This is a genomic window from Brevundimonas sp. EU05-FHT14B11, assembly GCF_058790835.1.
Genome location: NZ_JBYTCY010000001.1, coordinates 1,323,321 through 1,346,251, shown reverse-complemented (window position 1 = coordinate 1,346,251; position 22,931 = coordinate 1,323,321). Strand labels below are relative to the sequence as shown.

Here is a 22,931-nt window from a genome sequence, read left to right as displayed (position 1 = left end):
TCTATGTTCCATAGAGTGAACACCTGTCCAGCGTCGCCGTTGCGTAATTTTCCGCGTCAGCTCAGATAGTTGAGCAGTGAGACCTGCCGCAGCTGGCTGATCACCTGGGCCGAGGCCTGGATGGCGATCTGCGACAGCTGCAGGTCGGTCACCGCCTTGGCCATGTCGGCGTCGGTGCGGTTCGAGACCAGCTCGTCCAGCGAGTCCAGCTGGGCCTTGTGGCTCTTCTCGACGTTCTCGACCTGATTGGCCAGCGAACCGGTTGTCGCGGTCTTGTCGATCACGCCCTTGCTGGCCTGCTCAAGCCGCGCCAGCTGGGTCGTCAGGAAGGTCTTCTGCGGCTCGGTCAGCTTGCCCGTCAGCGGTCCGGCGGCGCTGGTGTGATAGTTCTGGATGTCGCGCAGGATGCTCATGGCGTCGGTCCCGACCTCATTGGCCAGGAAGCCGGTCTCCAGGGTCGTGCCCTCGGCGACGCGGCTGGCGGTCTTCAGGCTGTCGTTGTGGAAGATCGAGGCCACGCTGGGCGCCGCGGCCAATTCCGACAGATTCGATACGTCCACCGGCGGGGTGTTCACCTGCGTCCCGGCGAACAGATAGCCGCCCTGGTGGCGCATGTTCAGCCCGCCGCGGATGGTCTGGAACTGGCCCTCCATCTCCAGCATCAGCGAGGTCGACGAGTCCGACGACAGAGCGTTGCCGATCGCCGTGCGCAAGGCGTCGACGCCGTCGCCGATCTGGGTCAGGGCGAGATCCTGGGTCGTCAGGCGGGCCGTCACCGCCTCGGCCGTGTCCATGAAGCCCTGGATGCGGCTCTGGGCGCCCTTGAGCGCCGTCAGGGTCTCGGACTGGCGGCCAAAGCCGGTCAGGTCGGTGGCGTTCTTCTGGGTCGAAACCCGCTCCTGGGCCTCGGCGGACCGAGTCTGGGCCGTCATCAGGTTCAGAAGGGCCGACTGGTAGTTTCCGAAGGTGGCGACGCGGGTCATCAGATCATCCCCAGAAGCGTATCGTACATGTCCTTGGCCGCCTGGATCAGGCGGGCCGAAGCGTTGAAGGCCTGCTGGTAGGTCGTCATCAGCACCAGCTCCTCATCCAGATTGACCCCCTCGTGGGCCGTCTGGCGTCCGACGGCCTCGGCGTAGAGCGCCCCTGAAGAATCCTTGCGGTTCTTGGCGGCCGTGGCCTTGCCGCCGATATCGCCGGCCAGCTCCGAGGCGTAGCGCGAGACCGAGACCTGGCCGCCCGAGGAGCCGCCCGCCGGCTGGAAGTTGGCGGTCCGCTCGCCGGCGTCGGCCAGCAGCAGCGCGCCGCGGCCGTCGCCCGCGCTGAGCGCCGGCGTCCCGGCCGCCGCGGACAGGTTCAGCTGCCCCAGCGCCAGCTTGGCGGGCCCCTGCCGGATGTCCGACCGCAGGGAGAAGCTGTCGGCGCGCGAGGTGCGCACGCCGGCGCCGATGCCGAACATCTCGGTCGCCGTAATCCCGGACGGAACCTGGCTGGTGTTGTCGTTCAGCACGCTCATCTTCAGCGGCGGATTGCCGACGGGCGTGAAGCTCATCGCGCCGTCCGCGCCGAGCGAGAACTTGCCGTAGGCGCCCACGCCCGTCGCGGGATCGTTGAGCGCATTGATCAGGTCGCCGACCGTGCCGCCGGGCGGCACCGCCACCTGGATGTCCCGGATCCGGGCGCCGGCCTCGTTGGCGAACCGGAAGGTCATCGTTTCGCCGGCGGTGAAGCCGTGCGGCGAGGCCGCGGTCATGCCGGTGTCGTACAGGGCCGGACGATCCGCCGAGATCAGGTCGTTCAGGCCGAAGTAGTGGGAGAAGCCCCGGCCGGCCTTGCTCGACGGCGTCGTCGGATCATCGGCGATGGCGACGCCGTTGGCGGCGTTGCCGGCCACGATCGACAGCTTGCCGTCGATGAACTGGGCTGAGGCGGCGCCGCCCAGCTGGGTGTTCAGGGTCGCCAGGAAGGTCGTCGGATCGGCGGCGACGCCGTTCACCGTCATGGTCGCGCCGCTGAAGACGATGTCGACCCGCTGCTGGATCACTCCGGCGGCGTTGGTGACAGCGATGGTCGTCCGCCCGTTGAAGCCGGCGATGGCGCTTTCGAGCGACTGGCCCACATTGCGGCCGTCCAGCCGGTTCGGCGGCGGCATGGCCGTATTGGCGTTGTGGGCGCGGTTCAGCTCGTCGGCGACATGGGTGATCAGCTCGGCCAGCCGACTGGCGGCGGCGGGCGCCTCGACGTCGCGCAGTTCGACCAGGCCCTTGATCTCGCCAGAGGTCACATTGTCCAGCAGGGACTGTTTGCTTCCGCCCGGCTCGGTGATCCAGATGTCGTTGAAATTGGTCTCGCCGGTCACAGTGCCCGCGCGCGTGTAGGAAAGGGTCGCCGCGCCCTCCCCGGCCAGCATGGCGCCGCTGCCGGTCCGGATCGACACGCCGCCGATGGTGCGGGCCGTGACGCGAACGTCCATGACCTCGGCCAGCTGGCCGATCAGGGCCGCCTGCGCGGTCTCCGCGCCCGAGGCGTCGCCGTTGACGACCTTCGCCCGGGTGATCTCGACGTTCAGCGCCTCGATCTGCTGGAGCAGGTTGTTGGCGTTCTCGACCGCGCTCTGGATGCGGCCGTCCGCGTCTTCCCGGACCGCCTGGATCTGCTTGGCGATCCGCGTGGCCTCATCGAACAGCGCCTGGGTCTTGAACAGGGCGTCCTGGCGGCGGGGCGAGGAGGTCGGATCCTCGGCGCTGGACGCGAAGGCGGCGAAGACGCCGTCCACCTGGCCGAAGAAGCTGCTCTTCCCGCCCGGGTCGCCGAACATCGACTGGATGCGGTCGTACAGTTCGTACTTCACGCCCTGACGCGCCGCCTCGGCGCCGGCGCTGAGGCTGGCCGCCTGCAGGAAGCGGTCGGTGGCCAGGCGGATGCGCGTGACTTCCACGCCGCTGCCGACGCCCTGGCTGGACCGGGAGACCTGGTCGGCGATCTTGCGGACATAGCCGGGCGTGTTGACGTTCGAAACGTTGTCCGAGACCACCCGCAGCTGGGTCTGGGCGGCGATCAGACCCGAATTGGCGTTGTTCAGGATGCTGGTCACCGACATGCGCGGACCTCCATCGAACGGGCGCCCGGCAAGGTCTGCCAGCCGCCGCGCCCTTTTTGCCCGGCAGCGCATTCGCGCACCCCGGCCAACTCATTGAATTTACGCAGCATCGCGTTTCGCGTCTGTGTCATGACGTTCGGGAGGCGCAAACAGCGGGCCATCGCGATCCAACTCCGGGAGCGGCCGGCGGCGCTGGGCAAGATTGGTCGGCACGCGGCAAGTTTGGACCGCTCTCACGGCGCCGTCGACGCAGGGCGGCGTGATCACAGTTCAATAAAATCAGCTACTTATTGCCGATTTCACGATGGCCCGCGATTTGCGCCTGAGGTTTCGAATGTTCGGCGCAGCAGGCGCCCCGCCATCCACCTCGGCCACCGCCGCCCCCGGACCCCATGTCGACTGCATCCGCACTGCTGTCCATGATCGCGCCCGCCGCGCCGACGACCTCGCAAGGGTCGGCGGTCGTCGACGCGTCGGCGTTCGAGGGCCTGCTGGCGTCGATGCTGGGCGGGGACGTGGATGAAGGTCTGGCCGAGACGACGCCGACGCCGACGCCCGAACAACCCGATCCCGCGGCTTCGTCCTTGGCGGGCTTGTCGGGTGTTCCGATACCCTCGGCCCCGCAACCCCTGCTGCAGATCAATGCAGCGGCCTTGTCGGTCGTCGCGGGCGAGCCCGCGATCGAGGCGGCTGAAGGCGACACGGCTCCCGCCGCGCCCGCCCCCGTCGCCACTGAAGACGCCCTCCCGGCGGTCGAACCCGTGTCCGCCGAACCGGCCCTCGAGGCGCCCGCGGCGGACGCCCCCACGACGGACGCTTCCGTCATCGCGGCCCCGCTCCCCGCTCCGGCCATGCCGGCGCCCGTGGTTGACGCGTCTCCGGACGCCGAGGCGGCCCCGATCCCGGCTCCGGCTCCGATCCCGGCTCAGGCCGCCGCTCAGCCGATCGCGGTCGAGGCCCCGCCCGTTGCCGAGCCTGTCGCAGATCCCGTCGCGCCGCTCGCTCCCGCCGCGCCGGCGCCGAAGGCCGAGGCTTCGCCGGCGACCACGCCCCTGCCTGTCGAAAAGACCCCGACCACCAAGGCGGCCGAGGCCGGTCCGCAGGTCCGTCCCGCGGTGAAGGCCGATCAATCCGACGCGCCTGAGGTCCTGCCGCCCGCTCCGGCCCAGCCGGAAACCAAGACGGCGACGACGCAACCGCTGACCCAGCCTCCGGCGCCGCCGGTCACGGCCGGTCAGACGCCGTCGGTCATGACGCCGGTCCGTCGCCCGGTCAGCGACATGGAACAGGCCCGGCTGGACGACAGCGCGATGGTCGAGGTCGCCCGCCCGCAGGGCGAGACGCCGTCCCGCACGATCTCCGCCACGCCGACACCGGACGTCTCGCAGCCCGCGCCGACGGCAGCCGGCAAGGCGACCCCGGAGCCGCTGACGCAGCCTGTGGCCTCCGCCTCAGCCTCGACCCAGGATGAGGTCGCGGCGCCCGCCGAAACCGCGAAGCCGTCCGGCGCCACGGATGCGGCTGACGTCGCGCAGCCGCCGGTTCCGGACGCCGAGCCCAAGAGCGCCGAGACGCCGCGCCCGGTCGAGACGCCGTCCCCGCGTCCGCAGACCGAGCGAGCTTCGCGGTCGGTGGAAACCAACGCCGCCGTGGACACCGCCGCTCCGTCCACGCCTGTGACGACCACGCCGCAGGCCTCCGCCGCGACCACGCCGAACCCGGCCGTCGCGCCGGCGTCCGCCTCGGCCGCGTCGAAGACGATCGAAGCGCCCGCGATCGAGAAGGCCGAAGGCGACGCCGCCGCCGAGGTTCCGGTCGATGCGACCGCTCCCGAAGCCGCGCCGTCGGCCCAGACCGCCCATGCCGCCCGCGAGGCCCTGGGGTCGAGCCTGTCACGCGTGGCGATCGAAGCCACCGCCCAGATCGCCGCCCAGATTCAGAGGAAACTGGACGGACGTTCGACCCGTTTCGAGATGTCGCTGACGCCCGATGAGCTGGGCCGGGTCGACATCAAGCTGGACATCGACGCCGAGGGCCGTCTGGCCGCGCGTCTGGCCTTCGACAACCCGGCCGCCGCCACGGACCTGAGGGGCCGGGTCGACGACCTGCGCCGTCAGCTGGAGCAGCAGGGCTTCCACCTGGCGGACGACGCCTTTGAGTTCACCCAGCGCGACAGCGGCTCCAGCTTCTTTGATCGCGGACAGGATGCCTCCCAGGGCCAGGACCGGGGTCAATCCCGCGCCTTCGCCGCCGCCGCCCGCCTGAACACCGAAGCCGACGCCGTCGCCCAGCCCCCTCGCTGGCAGGCGCTGTCTCTCACGCCCGCGGGCGTGGATATGAAGGTCTAATCGATGGTTGACTCCGTCTCCGCACCCGACGCCTCCGGCCGGATCAACTCCGGCTCGAAGAGCCTGGCCTCGAACTTCGAGACCTTCCTGACCCTGCTGACCACGCAGCTGCGCAATCAGGACCCGCTGTCGCCGGTCGATTCCAACGAGTTCACCGCCCAGCTGACGCAGATGGCCGGGGTGGAGCAGCAACTGCTGACCAACGACCTGCTGACCAGCCTGCTGAAGGCCCAGTCCGCGGGCGGCCTGGACAACGCCTCCAACTACATCGGCAAGCAGGTCACCGCCGCCTGGTCCGCCACTTCGCTGGAAGACGGCAAGGCGACCTGGTCCTACGAGCTGGGCGGCACGGCCGCGGACGTGAAGCTGCAGGTGCTCGACAAGAACGGCAAGGTCGTCTGGGAAGGCAAGGCGCCCGAGAAGGGCATCGGCGTCCACGACTTCACCTGGGACGGCAAGATGACCGGCGGCGACACCGCCGAAAACGGCGGCGTCTACACGCTGAAGGTCACCGCCACCAACGCCAACGGCGGCAAGGTCGACAGCCAGACCCTGATCCGCGGCCGCGTCACCGGCGTCGAGATGTACGACGGCGCGCCGTACCTGGTGATCGGCGACTCCATCCTTCCGCTTTCGACCGTGATCTCGCTGAACGAGATCCGCGCACAAGCTGACAACGACGATGCGGAGAATCCGCCCGTCCCTGACGAGGAGGTGGCCGCATGACGCGCTCCGCCGCCTTCCCGAAAACTTCCCTTCAAGGAGCGTAATCCATGAGCCTGAACAGCGCTATGCTGGCCGGCGTGTCCGGCCTCGCCGCCAACTCCACCGCCCTGGCCGCGATTTCCCAGAACATCGCGAACGTCAACACCGTCGGCTACAAGCGGACGAACGCCGAGTTCCAGACCCTGGTCAACAGCCAGACCCGCGCCGGCGGCAGCTATTCGGCCGGCGGCGTGATGGCCAACGCCCGTTCGTTCATCAGCCAAGAAGGTCAGCTGCAACGCACGACCGAGGCGACCGACCTGTCCATCAACGGCCAGGGCTTCTTCGTCACCACCACCCAGGCCGAGGGCGTCGGCGCCACCGACACCCGCCTGTTCACCCGCGCCGGCGCCTTCCGCGTCGACAACATGGGCTACCTGAAGAACAGCGCCGGCCTGTACCTGCAAGGCTGGCCGGTGGATTCGAACGGCGAGATCGCCACCGATCCTTCGGACCTGTCGCGCCTGCGCTCGATCAACATCGGTTCGGTCGGCGGCACGGCCGAGCCGACCACCCGCGTCCAGATCAACGCCAACCTGCGTTCGACCCAGGACGTGTCGTCGGCCGCCGGCGCCAACGCCTACCCCAACGTCCAGGACGCCGCGGTGCCGCCGGTCGGCCACAACATGTCGGTCTCCTACAAGCGGACCGGCGCCGGCACCTATGATGTGACCATCAAGACCGGCATCACCAACATCACCGGCACGGCGACCTATAACGCCGCGGGCGTCCTGACCGGCTTCACGCCGACGGCCGGCGCCAACGGCTCGGCCACCGCCAGCGCCACGGCGCTGACCATCACCCCGACCAGCGGCACGCCTCCGGTCGCCGGCACGCCCTTCGCCATCAACTTCGCCGACATCGGCATGGCCAACGACGGCATCGCCAAGACCAAGTACGACCCGTCCGTCAACTCGATGGCGATGTACAACGCGGACGACGACAACCCCGTCGGCGTGAAGCCCGACTTCAAGATGAACATCCCGGTTTCGGACTCCAAGGGCGGCCAGCGCAATCTGGAAATCCGCTTCCTGAAGAGCGCCGAGCCGAACCAATGGTACGCCGAAGTCGTCTCGGTCCCGGCCGGCGACGTCGTCACCGGCGCCCCCTTCTCGAACGGTCAGATCAAGACCGGCCTGATCGCCTTCACCCCCTCGGGCCGCCTCGACGTCGAGACGATGCAGGGCTGGCCGGCGGGCAAGGGTCTGTTCGACGACCCGACCCAGGCCTCGCTCAGCTTCCTGGAATCTGACCCGAACAACACGATCGATCCGAACGACCCGCTGGACAACGGCAAGGTCAAATGGGCCGACGGCCTGGGCATCGCCGCCCAGACGGTGACCCTGGACCTGAACACCTCGGCCGGCGGCCTCAGCCAGCTGAACACCGCCTCGGTGGTGCAGTCGACCGTCACCAACGGCACGGCCTTCGGCAATCTGAGCGAGATCACCATCGATGAAGGCGGCTTCGTCACCGCCATCTTCGACAACGGCGTCATGCGCCGGATCGCCCAGGTCGCGGTCGCCACCTTCCCGAGCCCCGACAGCCTGAAGGAAGTCAGCGGTAACGCCTACTCCGTCAGCCTGGAGTCCGGCACCTTCAACCTGAAGGCCGCGGGCACGGGCGGCGCGGGCACCCTGGCGTCCCAGCAGCTGGAATCCTCGACCGTCGATCTGTCGGCCGAGTTCACCGGCCTGATCACCACCCAGCGCGCCTACTCCGCCTCGTCCAAGATCATCACGACCGCGGATGAGATGCTCGCCGAGTTGATCAACATCAAACGCTGATACGCAGGTAACTGACGGTTAGTCTCAATGAAGACTTCGTTGAATATTGGGGGGGTGGGCGGAAGGGATTTTATCCTTTCCTTCACCACGACGCTTAAACGGCCCTTAGCGGCCGCGCGCTACCTTGCACGCTCAATGGTGGTGGTGAATGAGGCATAAGCCCATGTTGCAAGAGCGACGCCTTAATAATCGAGGCGAACAATATGTGGTCGGACCGACCGGCACGCCGCTTACGCTGCGTGACCTGCCGCCGGCCAATACGGATCGCTGGGTGATCCGTCGCAAGGCCGAGGTCGTCGCCGCCGTACGCGGGGGTCTAATCAGCCTTGAGGACGCGCTGGCCCGCTATCGTCTCACGGCGGAAGAGTTCATCGCCTGGCAGAAGGCGATCGACAAATGGGGCATGCAAGGTCTGCGGACCACGCGCATCCAGCACTATCGCGGATAAGACGTCTCCCCGCGTAACGCCTGCAGCGGCCGCCCCGGAAACGGGGCGGTCGTTGTCGTTTCAGGCCCCGGCCTCGAAATTGCACCCCTCATGTACTATCTGGCGCCCATGAGTTTCGCCGAGGACATCTGCCCCGTTCCGAACATCGCCCCCATGGCCTCGCCGCAGGACATGGACGCGGCGATCGAGAGCGCACGCCTGGCGGTCGGCCTGCCGGTCGGATCGCGCGTGGTGGCGGCCATGTCGGGCGGCGTGGATTCCACCGTCGTCGCGGGCCTCCTGCACAAGGCGGGCTATGACGTCGTCGGCGTGACGCTGCAGCTCTACGACCACGGCGCGGCCCTGAAGAAGAAGGGCGCCTGCTGCGCGGGTCAGGACATCCACGACGCCCGGCTGGCCGCCGAGACGCTGGGCATCCCCCACTATGTCCTCGACTACGAGAGCCGTTTCCGCGACGCCGTGATCGACCAGTTCGCTGACTCCTATCTGGCGGGCCAGACGCCGGTGCCGTGCATCCGCTGCAATCAGACGGTCAAGTTCCGCGACCTGCTGGACGTCGCCCGCGACCTAGGCGCCGAGGCCATGGCCACCGGCCACTATGTCCGCCGCGCCGTCGGCGCCGACGGCCGCGCCCAGATGCGCAAGGCTATCGACCACTCGCGCGACCAGTCCTACTTCCTGTTCGCCACCACGGCGCAGCAGCTGGACTTCCTGCGCTTCCCGCTGGCCGATCTGGAGAAGCCGCAGGTCCGGGGCGTCGCCCTGGAGCTGGGCCTGCGCATCGCCGCCAAGCCGGACAGCCAGGACATCTGCTTCGTCCCCAACGGCGACTACCGCACCCTCATCGACAAGCTGCGTCCGCAGGGCCGCGAGGCCGGCGAGATCGTGCACATGGACGGCCGCGTGCTGGGGAACCACTCGGGCATCACCGACTACACCATCGGTCAACGCCGCGGCCTGAACGTCGCCGTGGGCGAGCCCCTGTTCGTGACCAAGCTGGATCCGGCCAAGCGCCACGTCATCGTCGGCCCGCGCGAGGCCCTGCTGACCGCCTCCCTGACGCTGGACGAGACCAACTGGCTGGGCGACGAGGCCTCCATCGAGGCGGCGGCCGAGGCCGGCGCGCCGGTGCTGGCCCGCGTCCGCTCGACCCGCCCGCCCTCGCCTGCCCGCCTGGCGCTGATCGACGGCGTCGTCTCGCTGGTGTTCGCCGCGGGCGAGGAAGGCGTCGCCCCCGGCCAGGCCTGCGCCCTGTACGATCCGGCCGATCCCGACCGGCTGCTGGGCGGCGGCTTCATCAAGACGACCGCCGCCGTTGTCTGACCCTTCGGACGACGCCCTCGCCCTGGCCCGCCGCCACGGCCTGCCGGTCGAGATGCTGTACCTGCGAGAGGAATACCCCCGCGACCGCTGGGCCGAACCGGGCCTCGACCAGACCGCCGCCTTCTGGCTGCAGATGCACGGCTCCTTCCGGGGCCATCAGGGTCATATGGACGGCCTGGTCAGCCAGTGGCGTGCGGGCGGCGACATTCGCGTGCTGCACCGTCAGCTGATCCCGGCGCTGCAATCCTTCCTGCAGCACCTGGACGGCCACCACCGGATCGAAAGCGGCCAGTATTTCCCGATGATGCGCGAGATCGAGCCGAAGATCGGCCACGGCATCGACCTGCTGGACCGCGATCACGACGTCATCCACGGCCAGCTCGAAACCCTGTTCCAGTCGGGCCTCGCCTTCCATCAGGCGGTCTCGTCCAACGCCGCCGACGCCGCCGACCGGGCCGCGCGGCTGGGCGACGCCATCGACGCGGTCGCCCCGTCCCTGCTGCGCCATCTGGAGGACGAGGAGGACATCGTCATCCCTCTGATCCAGCTGCGCGGCCTGCCGCACTGAGTTTTTCGGGCTGGCCTTCCGGCGAAGCTTCGGATATCAGCGCCCTCCCGAAAACGAGACGACCCATGTTCGCCTGTTACGCCACCTCGCAGCTGCCCATGCAGCTCGACCGCCACACGGTCGAGGGCAAGGGCGTGTGCGCGGAGGGTGTCTAGGAGAACGACAGGGCCAGATCGGCTTCGGTTTTCAAGCAACCCCTCCCGCCAACCGGCCGGAGGGGTTTCTTGTATCCGCAAGAGCTCTCCCGCCGGTCCGGAAGGACAACAAGGAAAGGAGAGACCCATGCGCGACTATGACGTGATCGACAGCCCGGGCGCGCCCATCAAGGCGTGGACCCGCGGCGTGCCGATCGAGGACGCCGCGCTCAAGCAGCTGAAGAACGTGGCGTCGCTGCCGTTCATTCACAAACACGTCGCGGTGATGCCCGACGTGCACTGGGGGATGGGCGCGACGGTGGGATCGGTGATCCCGACCGTGGGGGCCATCATCCCGGCCGCCGTGGGCGTGGACATCGGCTGCGGCATGATGGCGGTGCGGACCTCGATCCGCGCCGAACACCTGCCGGACGACCTGTCGGGCATCCGCTCCGCCATCGAGGCGGCCGTCCCGCACGGCCGCACCGACAACGGCGGGCGCAACGACAAGGGCGCCTGGGCGAGCGAGCCCCCGGCCTCGGCCGTCACCCGCTGGACCGACCTCAAGGCCGGCTACGACGCCGTGGTGGAGAAGCACCCCAAGGCGGCGCACCACCGGGGCTTCGGCCACCTGGGCACGCTGGGCACGGGCAACCACTTCATCGAGCTCTGCCTCGACGAGGCGGGGGACGTCTGGGTGATGCTGCACTCCGGCTCTCGGGGCGTGGGCAACCGCTTCGGGACCTACTTCATCGAGCGGGCCAAGCATGAAGCGCGTCGCTGGTTCCTGAACCTGCCGGATCAGGACCTGGCCTACTTCCCGGAAGGGTCGGAGGGCTTCATCGACTACGTCCGGGCGGTGTCGTGGGCGCAGAAGTACGCCCGCGCCAACCGCGAGGTGATGATGGATCAGGTGCTGGGCGTGCTGCGCGCGTTCTGGCCGGATCTGGAGACGACGCAGGAAGCGGTGAACTGCCACCACAACTACGTCTCGAAGGAGCGCCACTTCGGCAAGGACGTGTTCCTGACCCGGAAGGGCGCGGTGTCGGCCAAGCTGGACGAACTGGGCATCATCCCCGGCTCGATGGGGGCCAAGTCCTTCATCGTGCGCGGCAAGGGCAATGCGGAAAGCTTCTGCACCTGCTCGCACGGCGCCGGTCGGGCCATGAGCCGGACCGAGGCCAAGCGCCGCTTCACGGTCGAGGACCACGTCCGCGCCACCCAGGGCGTCGAGTGCCGCAAGGACGCGGACGTGATCGACGAAACGCCGATGGCCTACAAGGACATCGACGCCGTGATCGCGGCCCAGTCCGAGCTGATCGAAGTCGTGCACACCCTGCGGCAAGTGGTGTGCGTGAAGGGATGACGGAGGCCGGTCGTGCGCAAGCGCGGCCGGCTTTCGTCGTTCAGGCTCTCGGCGCCCGCGAGGCCAGCACCTTGCGAAGCTGACGCCCGACCGCCAGCGGCCGCCCGTCCTGGGCCCAGGCCGTCGCGTCCTCGACCGTCCAGCCGCCGTGACTGTCGCGCGAGACGAACTCGAAATAGGTCCAGCCGTCCGGCGCCGCGTCCTCCGGCACCGGGCCGAAGAAGTCGTAGCGCAGGTCGGCGGTGGCCGAGACCGCGGGCGGCGGCGGCAGCATGGTCCAATAGACCGGGAAGGTGGCGTCCAGCAGGAAAGCCAGCCGGGCCTCGTCCAGCGGCTTGCCGTCGACGGTGCGCATCCACACCCCCATCCGGTCGGTCTCGTTCTTGCCGAACAGCTGGATGCCGCCGACGAAGCGGTGCTCCACATGGCGAATGAAGTGCGGTCCGAACTGCGGGTCCATCGGCGTCAGCGGCTGCTCCAGCAGCGGCGGCGGGGTGATGGAGGCGGCGCGCAGCTCCGGCCCGTCGCCGGGCTGGCCGAAGGTGATCAGGCCGCTCATCGCCAGCCGGTCGCCCTGCCCCGCCCGCACCGAAGCGTAAGCCGCCGAACGGCCGCCGCGCAGCAGCTCGCTGGTGATGGTCAGCGGCTCGAACCTGGCCCCGATCAGGAACTGGGTCGCCACGGTGCGCAGCGGCGCCGTGATCCCCAGCGTCTCGCGCGCCGCCTTGGCCGCCAGCGCCGCCATCAGCCCGCCGAAGGGCGAGCCCTTCTCGGCCGGCCACGCCGTCGGCGCATTGGAGAAGGAGCCGGTCATCGGCGCGATCAGGCCGCCCTGTCCATCCTCGGTCAGGGTCAGGGCTTCGTCGAGGGTCTGGTGCGTCATGCGATCGGTCTATCGGCAGGAAAGAGCGGGCGGAAGACTGGAATCTTCCGCCCGGAAGTCGAGGGATAAGGATACGTCGGGCATGCGCCGGAACGTGTCCGTAGCCAAACAAGACTGACCTAGTGGGTTCAGATTGGCAACCCTCTTGCAAATCGCCTGACGCGGCGTCACCTTTGCGTCATGGGACGCACAGCCGACTACTCTCGCCAGAGCTGCACCGTCGCCGCCACCCTCGAGGTGATCGGCGACCCGTGGACGATGCTGGTCATCCGCGACGCCTTCAACGGCGTCAGCCGCTTCGAACAGTGGCAGGAGCGTCTCGGCGTCGCCCGCAATGTGCTGGCCGCGCGGCTCAAGACCCTGGTGCAGCACGGCGTGCTGGAGCCCCGCCTCTATTCCGAACGCCCGCCGCGCAACGAGTACGTCCTGACCGCCAAGGGCAAGGACCTGTACGGCGTGCTGGTCACCCTGCACGCCTGGGGCGCCAAGCATGTCTACGGCGAGGAGAACGCCGGCCTGACCATGGTCCACAAGGAATGCGGCCACGACCTGTCGCCCCGCATCGCCTGCGGCCACTGCAACGAGATCGTGCGCCCCCGCGACATCCAGCTGATCCACGACCGCAGCCGCATGACCGTCGGCGAGGTCATGCCCGCCAAGGACGAGGCGGCCTGACGGCCGCCGCCTTTCACTGACGCGGCGTCGGAGGCATCCTCCGCGCCATGACCGACTCACACGCCGACGGCCGCTGCGGCTGGTGCGGAACCGCCGACCCGCTCTACATCGCCTATCACGACGAGGAATGGGGCGTGCCCGAGTACGACGCCCGCGCCCTGTGGGAGAAGCTGGTGCTGGACGGCTTCCAGGCCGGGCTGGCGTGGATCACCATCCTGAGGAAGCGCGAAGGCCTGCGCGACGCCTTCCACGGCTTCGATCCCGAGATCGTCGCCCGCTACGGCGAGGACGACATCCAGCGCCTGCTGGGCGACGCCCGCATCATCCGCTCGCGCGCCAAGATCAACGCCGCCATCCGCGGCGCGCAGATCTGGCTGGAGATGCGCGACAATGGCGAAGACTTCTCCGCCTGGCTCTGGTCCTTCGTCGGCGGGGCGCCGATCCAGAACGAGTGGGCCGATTTCCGCGACGCCCCGACCCAGACCGAAGCGTCCGTCGCCATGGCCAAGGCGCTGAAGAAGCGCGGCTTCAACTTCTGCGGCCCGGTGATCGTCTATGCCTTCATGCAGGCCGTGGGCATGGTCAACGATCACCAGACGACCTGCTTCCGTCACGCCCAGGTTCGTGCGATGCCCCGCCCGTGAGTTCTGACCGCACCTTCCCGACCCTGGCGCTCGAGACCCTGCTGGCCCAATCCAGCGGCGGCCTGGTTTGCGGCGTGGACGAGGCCGGGCGCGGACCCTGGGCCGGTCCCGTCTCGGCGGCGGCGGTGATCCTGAACCCCGACGACCTCCCCGAGGGCATGGACGACTCCAAGGTCCTGACTGAAAAGCGCCGCGCGGCGCTGGAGCCCCAGATCAAGGCCCGGGCGCTGGCCTGGGGCGTCGGCTTCGCCTCGGCGCGCGAGATCGAGGAGCTGAACATCATCGGCGCCACCGGCCTGGCCATGTGCCGGGCCATCGAGGCCATGGCGATCCCGCCGGTCGCGGCGCTGGTCGACGGCAACTACCGCTTCAAGCTGCCTTGCCCGATCCAGACGGTCGTCGGCGGCGACGGCCTCAGCCTGTCCATCGCGGCCGCGTCAATCCTGGCCAAGACGGCGCGGGATCGGGTGATGATCGAGCTTGATACGCTTTATCCGGCCTACGGCTTCGCCCGGCACAAGGGCTACAACGCGCCGATCCACTCTGAAGCGCTGCAGACCCACGGCCCCTGCCCCGAACACCGGCGCAGCTGGGGTCCGGTGAAGGCTCTGCTGGGAAGCTAAACTCTAGATCTGCAGCGCCCCGCCCAGCAGGGCGCCCATCAGCGCCGCCACGACTCCGCCGCCGACGATCACGGCCCAGCCGGGGATGGCGCGAACCATGTCGCCGACCGTCGGCTCGGGTACGACCGGCGCGTCGTTGGCGATCTCGGTGCGGAAGCGGGCGGCGGTGGGCGGTTTCCACGCCACCGCCTCGAAGGCGTCAGCGGCCCGGCCATAGGCGCGGGCGCCGTGCAGCCGGTGCGAAGGGGTCATCGACAACGGTTCCATGGCGGACACAACGGCCCCGGACTCCGACCGTTCCCTTAAGCGGCGTCGGCGAGGTCCAGCCGGCGCTCGCCGACCACGAACAGGTATTCGACGTTGCGCAACCGTCCGACCGTCCCGACCTTCTCACCCTTGGGGCTGTGGATGCCGATGCGGGCGCCGACGTAGCGGGGCCGGGCGATCTCGATCACCTGCACCTCGCCGCGCGTGGACAGCATGGCCACCAGCTGCTCGCGGCTCAGATAGCCCTCGTCGTTGAAGGACACGACCAGGTTCGGCGCCTTCAGGCCGCCGATCACCGCCTCCAGCGCGGGGCCGATGCCGGGGCGGCTGTTGAAGGCGCTCTTGCGGGTCTTCACGTCGATCCGCTTGTTGGCGACGCCATAGGTCTCGGGCTTGTCCCAAAGCACCAGGCTTTCCCAGCAGTGATAGTTCCCCAGATAGGAATGCTGGTTGTAGGGCGGATCCAGGTAAACGAGGTCGGCCTCGATCTCCGGCGCGAGGACCACCGCATCCGCATGGGTCGCTCGGCAGGTTCCGCCCGCGACACCCGGCAGGATGTCCGGCATGCGCAATTCCAGCGGCTTCAGCGCCCTCGGGGCCCAGGTCTTCATATAGGCCATCTGCAGGCCCGCCGTGGAATCCACCCGGTCCGCCGCCTCCATCAGGGCGACCAGGGCGATGGCCTCCAACTCCGGCTCAAGCGCCAGAGCGGTGATCCGGTCGCGCATGGCGTCCACCACCGCGCCGTTGTCGGGATGGAAGAAGCGGGCGTCCTCGCAGAAGGCCTTGGTGAACCAGCCGCGCGCCGGCGTGACCGTGCGCAGCTCGGCCAGCACGGCCTCGGCCCGCTCCAGCCAGCGCTCGCGGTCGGCCTGCACATAGGCGGTGGCCAGGGTGTGGGCGTAGGCGTTGTGATCGTTGGACCAGACCCGGAAGCCCTGTCCCTTCAGCGCGTGCCCCACCCGGGCCGAGCCGGAAAACAGGTCGCAGACCGTCCCGCCCTGCGGCAGCAGGGTCGCGACCGTCGCTGTCACCTGGCCCAGCAAGGCGCGCTTGGAGCCGATGTATTTGATCAAGACGCCCCCTTCGCGAGGGATCAGGCGCGGCCCTTGCCGCCCTTCTTGGTCGGAGCATGCGCCAGACGCAGCAGATTCGCAGCCCCCGGCGCGCCGAAGGGCGTGCCCGCCAGGATCAGGATGCGCTGGCCGGGCTCGGCCAGGCCGTAGGTCATCGCGCTGTTCACCGCGTCCTCGGTGACGTCCTCCAGCGAGGTCGGCTCCTTGCCCAGCCGGGTCTCCAGTCCCCAGACCAGCGCAAGACGGCGCGCGGTGTCGGGATTGGGCGTCAGGGTCAGGATCGGCTGCAGCGGCCGTTCGCGGGCCATGCGCCGCGCGGTCCCGCCCAGGGTCGTGAAGACCACGATACAGGCCGTCGCCTGCGAGTCCGCGGCCTTGCGGGCGGCGGCGACCAGGGCGTCGACGTCATGCTCCTCCATGCCCGCGTGCTCGGCGTCCATCAGGCTGGGCCACAGGGGATCCTGTTCCACCCGCTCGATGATACGGCTCATGATGCCCACGGCTTCCAGCGGATACTGGCCCGAGGCGGTCTCGGCCGACAGCATCATGGCGTCCGCGCCCTCATAGACGGCGTTGGCGACATCGGACGCCTCGGCGCGGGTCGGCGCCGGCGATGAGGTCATCGATTCCAGCATCTGCGTCGCCACGATCACCGGCACGCCGCGCTGGCGGGCGGCTCGGATGATCTGCTTCTGCGCCACCGGGACCTCCTCCGGCTCCAGCTCGACCCCCAGGTCGCCGCGGGCGACCATGACGCCGTCGCAGTAGTCCAGGATGCTCTCTAGCTGGGCCAGGGCCTGCGGCTTCTCGATCTTGGCCAGGCAGGCGGCCCGGCCCTTCACCAGTTGCTTCAGCTCGGCCATGTCTTCGGCCTTCTGGACGAAGCTGAGGGCGACCCAGTCCACGCCGATGCGCAGGGCGAAGGCCAGGTCCTCGCGATCCTTGGGGGTCAGGGCCGAGACCGGGATCACCGCCTCGGGCACCGCGACGCCTTTGCGGTCCGACAGCTTGGAGCCGCTCTCGACCGTGACGTCGGCCCAGGTGTCATGGCGCTCGCCGACGCGCAGCCGCACCCGCCCGTCGTCCAGCAGCAGCAGCATGCCGGTGCGCAGCGCCTTGAAGATTTCGGGGTGGGGCATCTGAACCCGCGTCTCGTCGCCGGGCGTCGGGTCCAGGTCGAAGCGCATCTTGTGGCCCGGCTTCACGTCGATCTCGACCTCGGCGAAGCGGCCCAGGCGCAGCTTGGGCCCCTGCAGGTCGGCCAGCACGCCCAGCGGACGCTTCAGCGCCAGTTCGGCGCCGCGCACGGCCTTCAGGGCGGCGGCGTGGTCCTCGTGCGAGCCGTGGCTGAAGTTGAGGCGGAACACGTCCACCCCCGCCTGGGCGAGGGCCTTCACCGTACCGGGCGCCCGGCTGGCCGGTCCAAGGGTGGCGACAATGCGCGCGCGCCGGGCTCTGTTCATCGTGTGGTTCCGGCCTGTGAGAGGATCAAGCGCCCCTTGTGCCTATGAAACGCGGAGCGGGTAAGGCCGCTCCGGTTCCCGAAACACGAAGTTATGAGTGAATCTCGGGGCTTGATTTCAACCAAAAATGGATATCAATGTTATCTGCACGGGAGGCGTTCATGAAAACCAGGGTCCTGATCGTCGGCTTGTCCATCGGCGCGTTGGCCGTCAGCGGCTGCGTCTCACCCAAGATCGCGGCGGCGCAGAAGCTGGGCGTCGCGGGCGTGGAGGCCAGCGCCGGCCTGCTGACCTCGGCCACCAGCGTCGAAAGCGGGTTCCAGGAGTCCCTGCGACAGGATCGCTTCCTTCGGGCCCTGCAGACCCAGACGCCGTTCGTACGGCTCGCACCCGGCCAGACGCCGCCCTGCTACATTCCGCCGGGCCCGCCGGTGATCACCGCCGTCCCCGCCTCCAGCCCGGATCCCGCTGTCGATCGCGTCGCGGCCTCGCTCAGGGCGAGGACGAACCTGGCCAGGTCGCTGGTCCAGACCTACGCCAGCTGGAACAGCCTGGCGGACTACGACGCCTACGGCCAGGTCCAGGCCGGCGTCGATGGCGTGGTGAGCGCCGCCAACACCTTGCGGGCGCAATGGAACCTGCAACCGATCTCCAAGGGCGCGGGCGCGATCGCCAGCGGCTTGGCCGGCGCCTGGGCCAGCGACCACCAGGCGGAGCGCCTGCTGAGCTCGTCGCGGGACATCAGCGCGGCGCTGAAGGGATACCGCGAGGCCCTGGCCGTCGGCGCGGGCCCGACGGTCTCGGTCATGAGCAATCAGGTCGGTCAGCGCTACGACCTGACGGTGGCTCTGTGGCGGCGCGGCTATCTCGACGCCAACACCCTGGTCGCCAACCTCGGGCTGGCGGGCGAACTGACCGTGCTGCCGGCCTCGCCCGATCTTCGGTTCAACGCCGCGGATGAGGGGACCTGCCGGACCATCCAGACCTACCTGGACACCGAGAAGCTCCAGCGGATCGACGCCGCGGCGAACGACTATCAAAGCCAGATCGACGTGGTGGACGCCCTCATCGGCCTTCACGACCGGTTCGAGAAGGGCGACGGCATGTCCATCGCCCACATGGACGCCCTGATCGACAGACTGACGGCCATCGCCACCCTTCTGGGACCTGAGGAGGCAGAGGAATGAGAAGCGCCACGCCGGAGTTCAAGGAGATCGAATCCGCCTGGTTCATCATCCGGGCGCGGTTCGACGATCTCAGCATGATGGCCCCGACGGCCGAGGCGCGGATGCGATTGCTCGACGACCGGGACGGCGCGCGCGACGCTTATTATCTCGCCCTGAGCAAGGCCTTCGACCAGGGCGACGGCTTCGTCAGGAACACGCTCAAGGCGCTGAAAGACGCGAACACGAAACTGCAGACGGCCTTGGCGGACCTGACGAATCTGGTCGCGGTGCTGGGCTTGATCTCTTCCGTCGCGCAGCTGATGGCGGCGCTTGCGGCCATGGGAACCTGAGCTCTATCGGAGCGGACAGGTCGCGCCGCCGGGCGCCTGCAGATCGATGCAGCGGCCGTCCAGGCCGGCCGGGGTCTGCACCCCGACGATCGGCGCCAGGGTCGGGGCGATGTCGATGGTGCGGATGGGCAGGAAGCGCTCCTGCCCCTGCGCGCCCGGCCACCAGAAGATGATCGGCACGCGGCGGTCATAGTCCCAGGGCGTTCCGTGATTGGCGATGGTGCCGCCGACCCGGCCGCCCGAGACCACGTTCTCGGCCAGGGCGATGATCAGGTCCGGCGAGCGCTCGGCCACGGTCGACAGCCGCATCCGCTGGCGCACGGTCATCAGGTCCGGCGTCAGGGTAGCCGGCGGCAGGGGCTCGGCCAGCAGCACGTCGCGGCTCTCGGCGAAGGCCACGTCCGCATTGGCCCGCAGCAGCGGCAGAGCCGCCTCGATGATGCGAGTGCGCAGCGGCTCCGGCAGGCCCTTGTGATCCTTGTCGCCGACCATCAGCCCGCTGCCGCCCGAGGACAGGGGGTCGTAATCCAGGCCGAAGCGGGCCTTCAGCGCGCCGTTGATGTTCGCCAGCCGCTGCGGATCGGCGCGATGGGCGTGCGGATAGCCGCGCACGGCCAGCCGCTCGACGAAGTCCGAGCCGCCGTGGTCCGCGGTCAGGACGACGATGCTGCCCTGCGGCAGGCGCTGCAGGAAACGGCCCAGCGCCGCGTCGAGGCGGTACATCTGCTCGCACATCTCCGGTCCTTGGGTGCCGAAGCTGTGGCCGATGCGGTCGGTCCCCGACAGGCTGACGCCCAGCATGTCGACCACGCCGCGGCGGCCCAGCTGCTTCGTCTCCAGCAGTTCGGTCGCGGCCTCCAGCGTCAGCTCGTCGAGCATGGGCGAGGTGTCGAGCGCGAAATTCTGGGGCGGCAGGTCGGAATGGAAGGTGCGGCCGTTGATCCGCCAGTCGCCGATCAGGCGGCGGCAGACGTCGTGGGTGTAGGTCCAGGCGGCGGGCGTAACGCGCAGCCGCTCGGCGATGCGGGCGTTCAGCGCCGCCACGGGCGCCAGCCGCGCCGTGGGCGTCTGGCCCGGCTCGACATAGGTCGTGAAGCCGAAGCCGTCGGTATACCAGAAGGCCCCGTCGCCGAGGTGGCCGTTCAGGTTGATGGCGCCGCGATCCTTGCCCGACACCGCATAGACGCGGCTCTGCGGGCTGGCCGTCTTCAGCCAGTCGGCCAGGGTCGTGACCTCCAGCTGTCCGGGGCCGACCGGACCGTTGTCGCTGGTGTCGTCGCCATGGGCCAGATGGTTGGCCGGCGCGGCCAGGCAGTAGACCTCTTTCCCCGTGGCCGGATCGACCCAGTCGTTGGCCGGAATGCCGGTGCGGGCCGGGTTCATGCCCGTCAGCACGGTCGAGTGGCCGGGGCAGGTCTCGGTCAGGCCGTGCTGCTGGAAGCCGTTGGCGTGGACCCGGCCCTGCTGCGCCAGCACGGCCAGGCCGCCGGTGAAGTCGTCGCGGTACTGGTTGAACAGATTGGCGCTGAACTGGTCGATGACGATGGTCACCACCAGCGTCGGCCGGGCGGTCGATTCGGCGACCGGCGCGGCGACGGTCGCGGGCTCCGACGGCGCAGCGGCGTCCGCCGGCCACCAGCCCTGAACGGTGCTGCAGGCGCCCAGCGCCAGAAGGCTCACGGCGGCGAGGGCGGTTCGAACTCGGTTCACTCGGGCGTCTCCTGCGATGCCGCCGCCTAGCCTGTCCGCGCGACAGCTCTGCGACAGCGGCGGACCGCTACCGTGAGACGCCGCCTTCGGCTAGCCCCGACGGTCCGCCGGTCAGCCCGCGCTGTAGCTGGTCTTGGTCTGGGTGAAGAACTCCGCCGCCGCGAAGCCCTGCTCGCGCGCGCCGTAGCTGGACGACTTCGTCCCGCCGAACGGCACGTGATAGTCGACCCCCGCCGTCGGCAGGTTGACCATGGTCATTCCCGCCTTCGCCCGACGCTGGAAGTCGCGCGCGTGCTTCAGCGAGCTGGTGACGATGCCCGCCGACAGGCCGAACTCGACCCCGTTGGCGATCTCCAGCGCCTCTTCGTAGCTCTTCACGCGGATGGTCGAGGCGACGGGTCCGAAGACCTCCTCATTATTGATCCGCATGTCCGCCAGGGTGTCGGCGATCAGGGTCGGCTGGACGTACCAGCCCGGCTTGTCCAGCTTCAGACGGTCGCCGCCGGTGACGATCCGGGCGCCCTCGCCGCGGGCGACCTCGACGTAGCTGTAGGCGGTCTCCATCTGGGCCTCGCTGACCGCCGGGCCCATCTGGGTGTTCGGGTCCAGCGCGTCGCCGACCCGCAGGGCGGCGACCTTCTCGGCCAGCAGGGCCACGAACCGGTCGTGAATTCCGTCCTGCACGATCAGGCGGCTGGAGGCGGTGCAGCGTTGGCCGGTCGCGAAGAAGGAGCCGTCCAGGGCGATGTTCACCGCCCGCTCCAGATCGGCGTCGTCCAGCACGATCAGCGGGTTCTTGCCGCCCATCTCCAGCTGCACCCGGGCCTGGCGCGCGACCGTCCCGGCCGCCACGCCCGCGCCGACGCCCTGCGAGCCGGTGAAGGAGACCCCGACGACATCCTTGTGATCCACGATGGCCTGACCCACACGGCCACGGCCGATGACCATGTTCATGACGCCCTTGGGCAGGCCCGCCTCGTGCAGGATGGCGACCAGCGCTTCGGCGGTGGCCGGGGTCGGACCGGCGGGCTTCAGCACCACCGTATTGCCGAAGGCCAGGGCGGGCGCGGCCTTCCAGGCGGGGATGGCGATGGGGAAGTTCCACGGCGTGATCAGGCCGTAGACGCCGACCGGCTGGCGATAGGTCTGGATCTCCACGCCCGGCCGGGTCGAGGCCAGGTTCTGGCCGTGCAGGCGCAGGGCCTCGCCGGCGAAATACTTCAGGATGCGGGCGGCGCGGGCGGTTTCGCCGACGCCTTCCGCCAGCGTCTTGCCCTCCTCGCGCGACAGCAGTCGGCCGACGCTTTCGCGGCGCTCCATCAACAGGCTGCCGGCGCGGTCCAGGATGTCCGAGCGCACCTCGGGCGAGGCGTCCGCCCAACTGGGAAAGGCCGCTTTGGCCGCCGCGACCGCGTCATCGACGTCCGAAGCCGAGCCGTCGGGTGTGCGGGCCACGACCTCGCGGGTGTCCGACGGATTGATGCTCTCGGCGGGCCGATCGCCGCTCGTCCGCTCGCCGTTGATCCAGTGCGAAAGGTCGAGCGTGTCGGTCATGGAAGGCGTTCCCTGCAGAAGTCGGTCGGACGGACGCGGCCCCATCGGGACCGCATCCGCCGACCGCGCCTCAGGCCGCCGGCTTCAGCGTCCAGTCCGGGCGCACGAAGTGGCAGGTGTAGCCTTCCGGATAGCGCTCCAGATAGTCCTGATGTTCAGGTTCGGCCTCCCAGAAGGGCCCGACCGGCTCGACCTCGGTGACCACCTTGCCCGGCCACTGTCCGGACGCCTCCACATCGGCGATGGTCTCCTCGGCGATGCGCTTCTGATCCTCGTCGGCGTAATAGATGGCCGAGCGGTAGCTGAGGCCCCGGTCGTTGCCCTGCCGGTTCAGCGTCGTGGGATCGTGGATCTGGAAGAAGAACTCCAGCAGCTGCCGATAGCTGATCTCCTTCGGGTCGAAGACGATCTCGATCGCTTCGGCGTGGGTTCCATGATTGCGGTAGGTGGCGTTGGGCACGTCGCCGCCGCTGTAGCCGACGCGGGTCGAAATCACGCCCTTGTAGCGTCGCAGCAAATCCTGCATGCCCCAGAAGCAGCCTCCCGCCAGAACGGCGCGCTCGGTCGTCTCGCTGCCCATGATCGGTCCTTTCTTCGCGCGCCCTCGCGGCGCGGCTTCCGTCTTGAAATAGGCGCTCGCGGAAGCGAGGAAAGGCTCGACTGGCGCAACGGCGGTTTTGT

General features: G+C 69.1%; 21 protein-coding genes. 12 read left to right on the top strand and 9 right to left on the bottom strand.

Annotation, left to right across the window (positions count from 1 at the left end; translation table 11 throughout):
• Positions 1 to 56: 56 nt before the first annotated feature.
• Positions 57 to 983, bottom strand: a complete 927-nt coding sequence (locus tag AC3WRV_RS06715) for a flagellin (protein ID WP_291838958.1) — start codon at positions 981 to 983, stop codon at positions 57 to 59.
• Complete coding sequence (gene flgK / locus AC3WRV_RS06710; RefSeq protein ID WP_492312615.1) at positions 983 to 3,100, bottom strand: flagellar hook-associated protein FlgK; 2,118 nt, start codon at positions 3,098 to 3,100, stop codon at positions 983 to 985. The genes AC3WRV_RS06715 and flgK overlap by 1 nt, the downstream gene beginning before the upstream one ends.
• 392 nt (positions 3,101 to 3,492) lie before the next feature.
• Between flgK and AC3WRV_RS06705 the strand changes: the two genes are divergently transcribed.
• The 7 genes from AC3WRV_RS06705 (at position 3,493) to AC3WRV_RS06675 (ending at position 11,839) form a co-directional block, all read left to right on the top strand.
• Entirely contained in the window at positions 3,493 to 5,448 is a 1,956-nt protein-coding gene (locus AC3WRV_RS06705) for a flagellar hook-length control protein FliK (protein WP_492312614.1), read from the top strand.
• Positions 5,449 to 5,451: 3 nt separating this feature from the next.
• A complete protein-coding gene (locus tag AC3WRV_RS06700) occupies positions 5,452 to 6,174 on the top strand; it encodes a flagellar hook assembly protein FlgD (protein ID WP_291838966.1) in 723 nt (240 codons plus the stop codon).
• Positions 6,175 to 6,221: 47 nt separating this feature from the next.
• Positions 6,222 to 8,000 (top strand): flagellar hook protein FlgE, encoded by a 1,779-nt coding sequence (gene flgE, locus AC3WRV_RS06695; protein ID WP_492312613.1) that lies wholly within the window; start codon positions 6,222 to 6,224, stop codon positions 7,998 to 8,000.
• Positions 8,001 to 8,163: 163 nt separating this feature from the next.
• Positions 8,164 to 8,448 carry a CtrA inhibitor SciP gene (sciP, locus tag AC3WRV_RS06690; RefSeq protein ID WP_291840167.1) on the top strand — a complete coding sequence of 95 codons (285 nt, stop codon included), beginning with the start codon at positions 8,164 to 8,166 and terminating at the stop codon, positions 8,446 to 8,448.
• A 108-nt stretch (positions 8,449 to 8,556) separates the two neighbouring features.
• On the top strand, positions 8,557 to 9,771 hold the full coding sequence (gene mnmA / locus AC3WRV_RS06685) for a tRNA 2-thiouridine(34) synthase MnmA (protein ID WP_492312612.1): 1,215 nt from the start codon (positions 8,557 to 8,559) through the stop codon (positions 9,769 to 9,771).
• Positions 9,764 to 10,339 (top strand): hemerythrin domain-containing protein, encoded by a 576-nt coding sequence (locus AC3WRV_RS06680; protein WP_492312611.1) that lies wholly within the window; start codon positions 9,764 to 9,766, stop codon positions 10,337 to 10,339. The genes mnmA and AC3WRV_RS06680 overlap by 8 nt, the downstream gene beginning before the upstream one ends.
• A gap of 282 nt (positions 10,340 to 10,621) precedes the next feature.
• A complete protein-coding gene (locus tag AC3WRV_RS06675) occupies positions 10,622 to 11,839 on the top strand; it encodes an RtcB family protein (protein ID WP_492312610.1) in 1,218 nt (405 codons plus the stop codon).
• 40 nt (positions 11,840 to 11,879) lie between these two features.
• Here AC3WRV_RS06675 and AC3WRV_RS06670 read toward each other — a convergent pair whose 3' ends face one another.
• Positions 11,880 to 12,722: an acyl-CoA thioesterase gene (locus AC3WRV_RS06670; protein WP_291836743.1), complete on the bottom strand. Its 843-nt coding sequence runs from the start codon at positions 12,720 to 12,722 to the stop codon at positions 11,880 to 11,882.
• A gap of 180 nt (positions 12,723 to 12,902) precedes the next feature.
• Here AC3WRV_RS06670 and AC3WRV_RS06665 point away from each other — a divergent pair, with 180 nt between their 5' ends.
• From AC3WRV_RS06665 to rnhB, 3 genes are read left to right on the top strand one after another with little or no spacing between them, the layout of a single operon-like run.
• A complete protein-coding gene (locus AC3WRV_RS06665) occupies positions 12,903 to 13,397 on the top strand; it encodes a winged helix-turn-helix transcriptional regulator (RefSeq protein WP_291836744.1) in 495 nt (164 codons plus the stop codon).
• 47 nt (positions 13,398 to 13,444) lie between these two features.
• On the top strand, positions 13,445 to 14,041 hold the full coding sequence (locus tag AC3WRV_RS06660; RefSeq protein WP_291836745.1) for a DNA-3-methyladenine glycosylase I: 597 nt from the start codon (positions 13,445 to 13,447) through the stop codon (positions 14,039 to 14,041).
• Positions 14,038 to 14,664, top strand: a complete 627-nt coding sequence (gene rnhB / locus AC3WRV_RS06655; protein WP_492312609.1) for a ribonuclease HII — start codon at positions 14,038 to 14,040, stop codon at positions 14,662 to 14,664. Before AC3WRV_RS06660 ends, rnhB begins: the two co-directional genes overlap by 4 nt.
• Before the next feature lie 3 nt (positions 14,665 to 14,667).
• Here rnhB and AC3WRV_RS06650 read toward each other — a convergent pair whose 3' ends face one another.
• From AC3WRV_RS06650 to pyk, 3 genes are read right to left on the bottom strand one after another with little or no spacing between them, the layout of a single operon-like run.
• Positions 14,668 to 14,916: a hypothetical protein gene (locus tag AC3WRV_RS06650; RefSeq protein ID WP_291836747.1), complete on the bottom strand. Its 249-nt coding sequence runs from the start codon at positions 14,914 to 14,916 to the stop codon at positions 14,668 to 14,670.
• A gap of 50 nt (positions 14,917 to 14,966) precedes the next feature.
• Positions 14,967 to 16,007 (bottom strand): DNA adenine methylase, encoded by a 1,041-nt coding sequence (locus AC3WRV_RS06645; RefSeq protein ID WP_492312608.1) that lies wholly within the window; start codon positions 16,005 to 16,007, stop codon positions 14,967 to 14,969.
• 20 nt (positions 16,008 to 16,027) lie between these two features.
• Positions 16,028 to 17,470, bottom strand: coding sequence for a pyruvate kinase (pyk, locus tag AC3WRV_RS06640; protein ID WP_492312607.1), 1,443 nt, complete (start codon positions 17,468 to 17,470; stop codon positions 16,028 to 16,030).
• 161 nt (positions 17,471 to 17,631) lie between these two features.
• Between pyk and AC3WRV_RS06635 the strand changes: the two genes are divergently transcribed.
• Both AC3WRV_RS06635 and AC3WRV_RS06630 read left to right on the top strand, forming a co-directional pair.
• Positions 17,632 to 18,657, top strand: a complete 1,026-nt coding sequence (locus tag AC3WRV_RS06635; protein WP_492312606.1) for a hypothetical protein — start codon at positions 17,632 to 17,634, stop codon at positions 18,655 to 18,657.
• Entirely contained in the window at positions 18,654 to 18,986 is a 333-nt protein-coding gene (locus tag AC3WRV_RS06630) for a hypothetical protein (RefSeq protein WP_492312605.1), read from the top strand. Before AC3WRV_RS06635 ends, AC3WRV_RS06630 begins: the two co-directional genes overlap by 4 nt.
• 3 nt (positions 18,987 to 18,989) lie before the next feature.
• Here the strand turns inward: AC3WRV_RS06630 and AC3WRV_RS06625 are convergent, their stop codons facing one another.
• The 3 genes from AC3WRV_RS06625 to msrA form a co-directional block, all read right to left on the bottom strand.
• Entirely contained in the window at positions 18,990 to 20,696 is a 1,707-nt protein-coding gene (locus AC3WRV_RS06625) for an alkaline phosphatase family protein (RefSeq protein WP_492312604.1), read from the bottom strand.
• Between the two features lie 111 nt (positions 20,697 to 20,807).
• A complete protein-coding gene (locus AC3WRV_RS06620) occupies positions 20,808 to 22,250 on the bottom strand; it encodes an aldehyde dehydrogenase family protein (RefSeq protein ID WP_492312603.1) in 1,443 nt (480 codons plus the stop codon).
• A 70-nt stretch (positions 22,251 to 22,320) separates the two neighbouring features.
• Complete coding sequence (gene msrA, locus AC3WRV_RS06615) at positions 22,321 to 22,830, bottom strand: peptide-methionine (S)-S-oxide reductase MsrA (RefSeq protein WP_291836763.1); 510 nt, start codon at positions 22,828 to 22,830, stop codon at positions 22,321 to 22,323.
• Between the last annotated feature and the right edge of the window lie 101 nt (positions 22,831 to 22,931).

Bases quoted from the DNA above. Each gene is read 5' to 3' on its own strand.
- AC3WRV_RS06715 (WP_291838958.1), bottom strand. From the start codon at position 983: ATGACCCGCGTCGCCACCTTCGGAAACTACCAGTCGGCCCTTCTGAAC.
- flgK (WP_492312615.1), bottom strand. From the start codon at position 3,100: ATGTCGGTGACCAGCATCCTGAACAACGCCAATTCGGGTCTGATCGCC.
- AC3WRV_RS06705 (WP_492312614.1), top strand. From the start codon at position 3,493: ATGTCGACTGCATCCGCACTGCTGTCCATGATCGCGCCCGCCGCGCCG.
- AC3WRV_RS06700 (WP_291838966.1), top strand. From the start codon at position 5,452: ATGGTTGACTCCGTCTCCGCACCCGACGCCTCCGGCCGGATCAACTCC.
- flgE (WP_492312613.1), top strand. From the start codon at position 6,222: ATGAGCCTGAACAGCGCTATGCTGGCCGGCGTGTCCGGCCTCGCCGCC.
- sciP (WP_291840167.1), top strand. From the start codon at position 8,164: ATGTTGCAAGAGCGACGCCTTAATAATCGAGGCGAACAATATGTGGTC.
- mnmA (WP_492312612.1), top strand. From the start codon at position 8,557: ATGAGTTTCGCCGAGGACATCTGCCCCGTTCCGAACATCGCCCCCATG.
- AC3WRV_RS06675 (WP_492312610.1), top strand. From the start codon at position 10,622: ATGCGCGACTATGACGTGATCGACAGCCCGGGCGCGCCCATCAAGGCG.
- AC3WRV_RS06670 (WP_291836743.1), bottom strand. From the start codon at position 12,722: ATGACGCACCAGACCCTCGACGAAGCCCTGACCCTGACCGAGGATGGA.
- AC3WRV_RS06665 (WP_291836744.1), top strand. From the start codon at position 12,903: ATGGGACGCACAGCCGACTACTCTCGCCAGAGCTGCACCGTCGCCGCC.
- AC3WRV_RS06660 (WP_291836745.1), top strand. From the start codon at position 13,445: ATGACCGACTCACACGCCGACGGCCGCTGCGGCTGGTGCGGAACCGCC.
- AC3WRV_RS06650 (WP_291836747.1), bottom strand. From the start codon at position 14,916: ATGACCCCTTCGCACCGGCTGCACGGCGCCCGCGCCTATGGCCGGGCC.
- pyk (WP_492312607.1), bottom strand. From the start codon at position 17,470: ATGAACAGAGCCCGGCGCGCGCGCATTGTCGCCACCCTTGGACCGGCC.
- AC3WRV_RS06635 (WP_492312606.1), top strand. From the start codon at position 17,632: ATGAAAACCAGGGTCCTGATCGTCGGCTTGTCCATCGGCGCGTTGGCC.
- AC3WRV_RS06630 (WP_492312605.1), top strand. From the start codon at position 18,654: ATGAGAAGCGCCACGCCGGAGTTCAAGGAGATCGAATCCGCCTGGTTC.
- AC3WRV_RS06620 (WP_492312603.1), bottom strand. From the start codon at position 22,250: ATGACCGACACGCTCGACCTTTCGCACTGGATCAACGGCGAGCGGACG.
- msrA (WP_291836763.1), bottom strand. From the start codon at position 22,830: ATGGGCAGCGAGACGACCGAGCGCGCCGTTCTGGCGGGAGGCTGCTTC.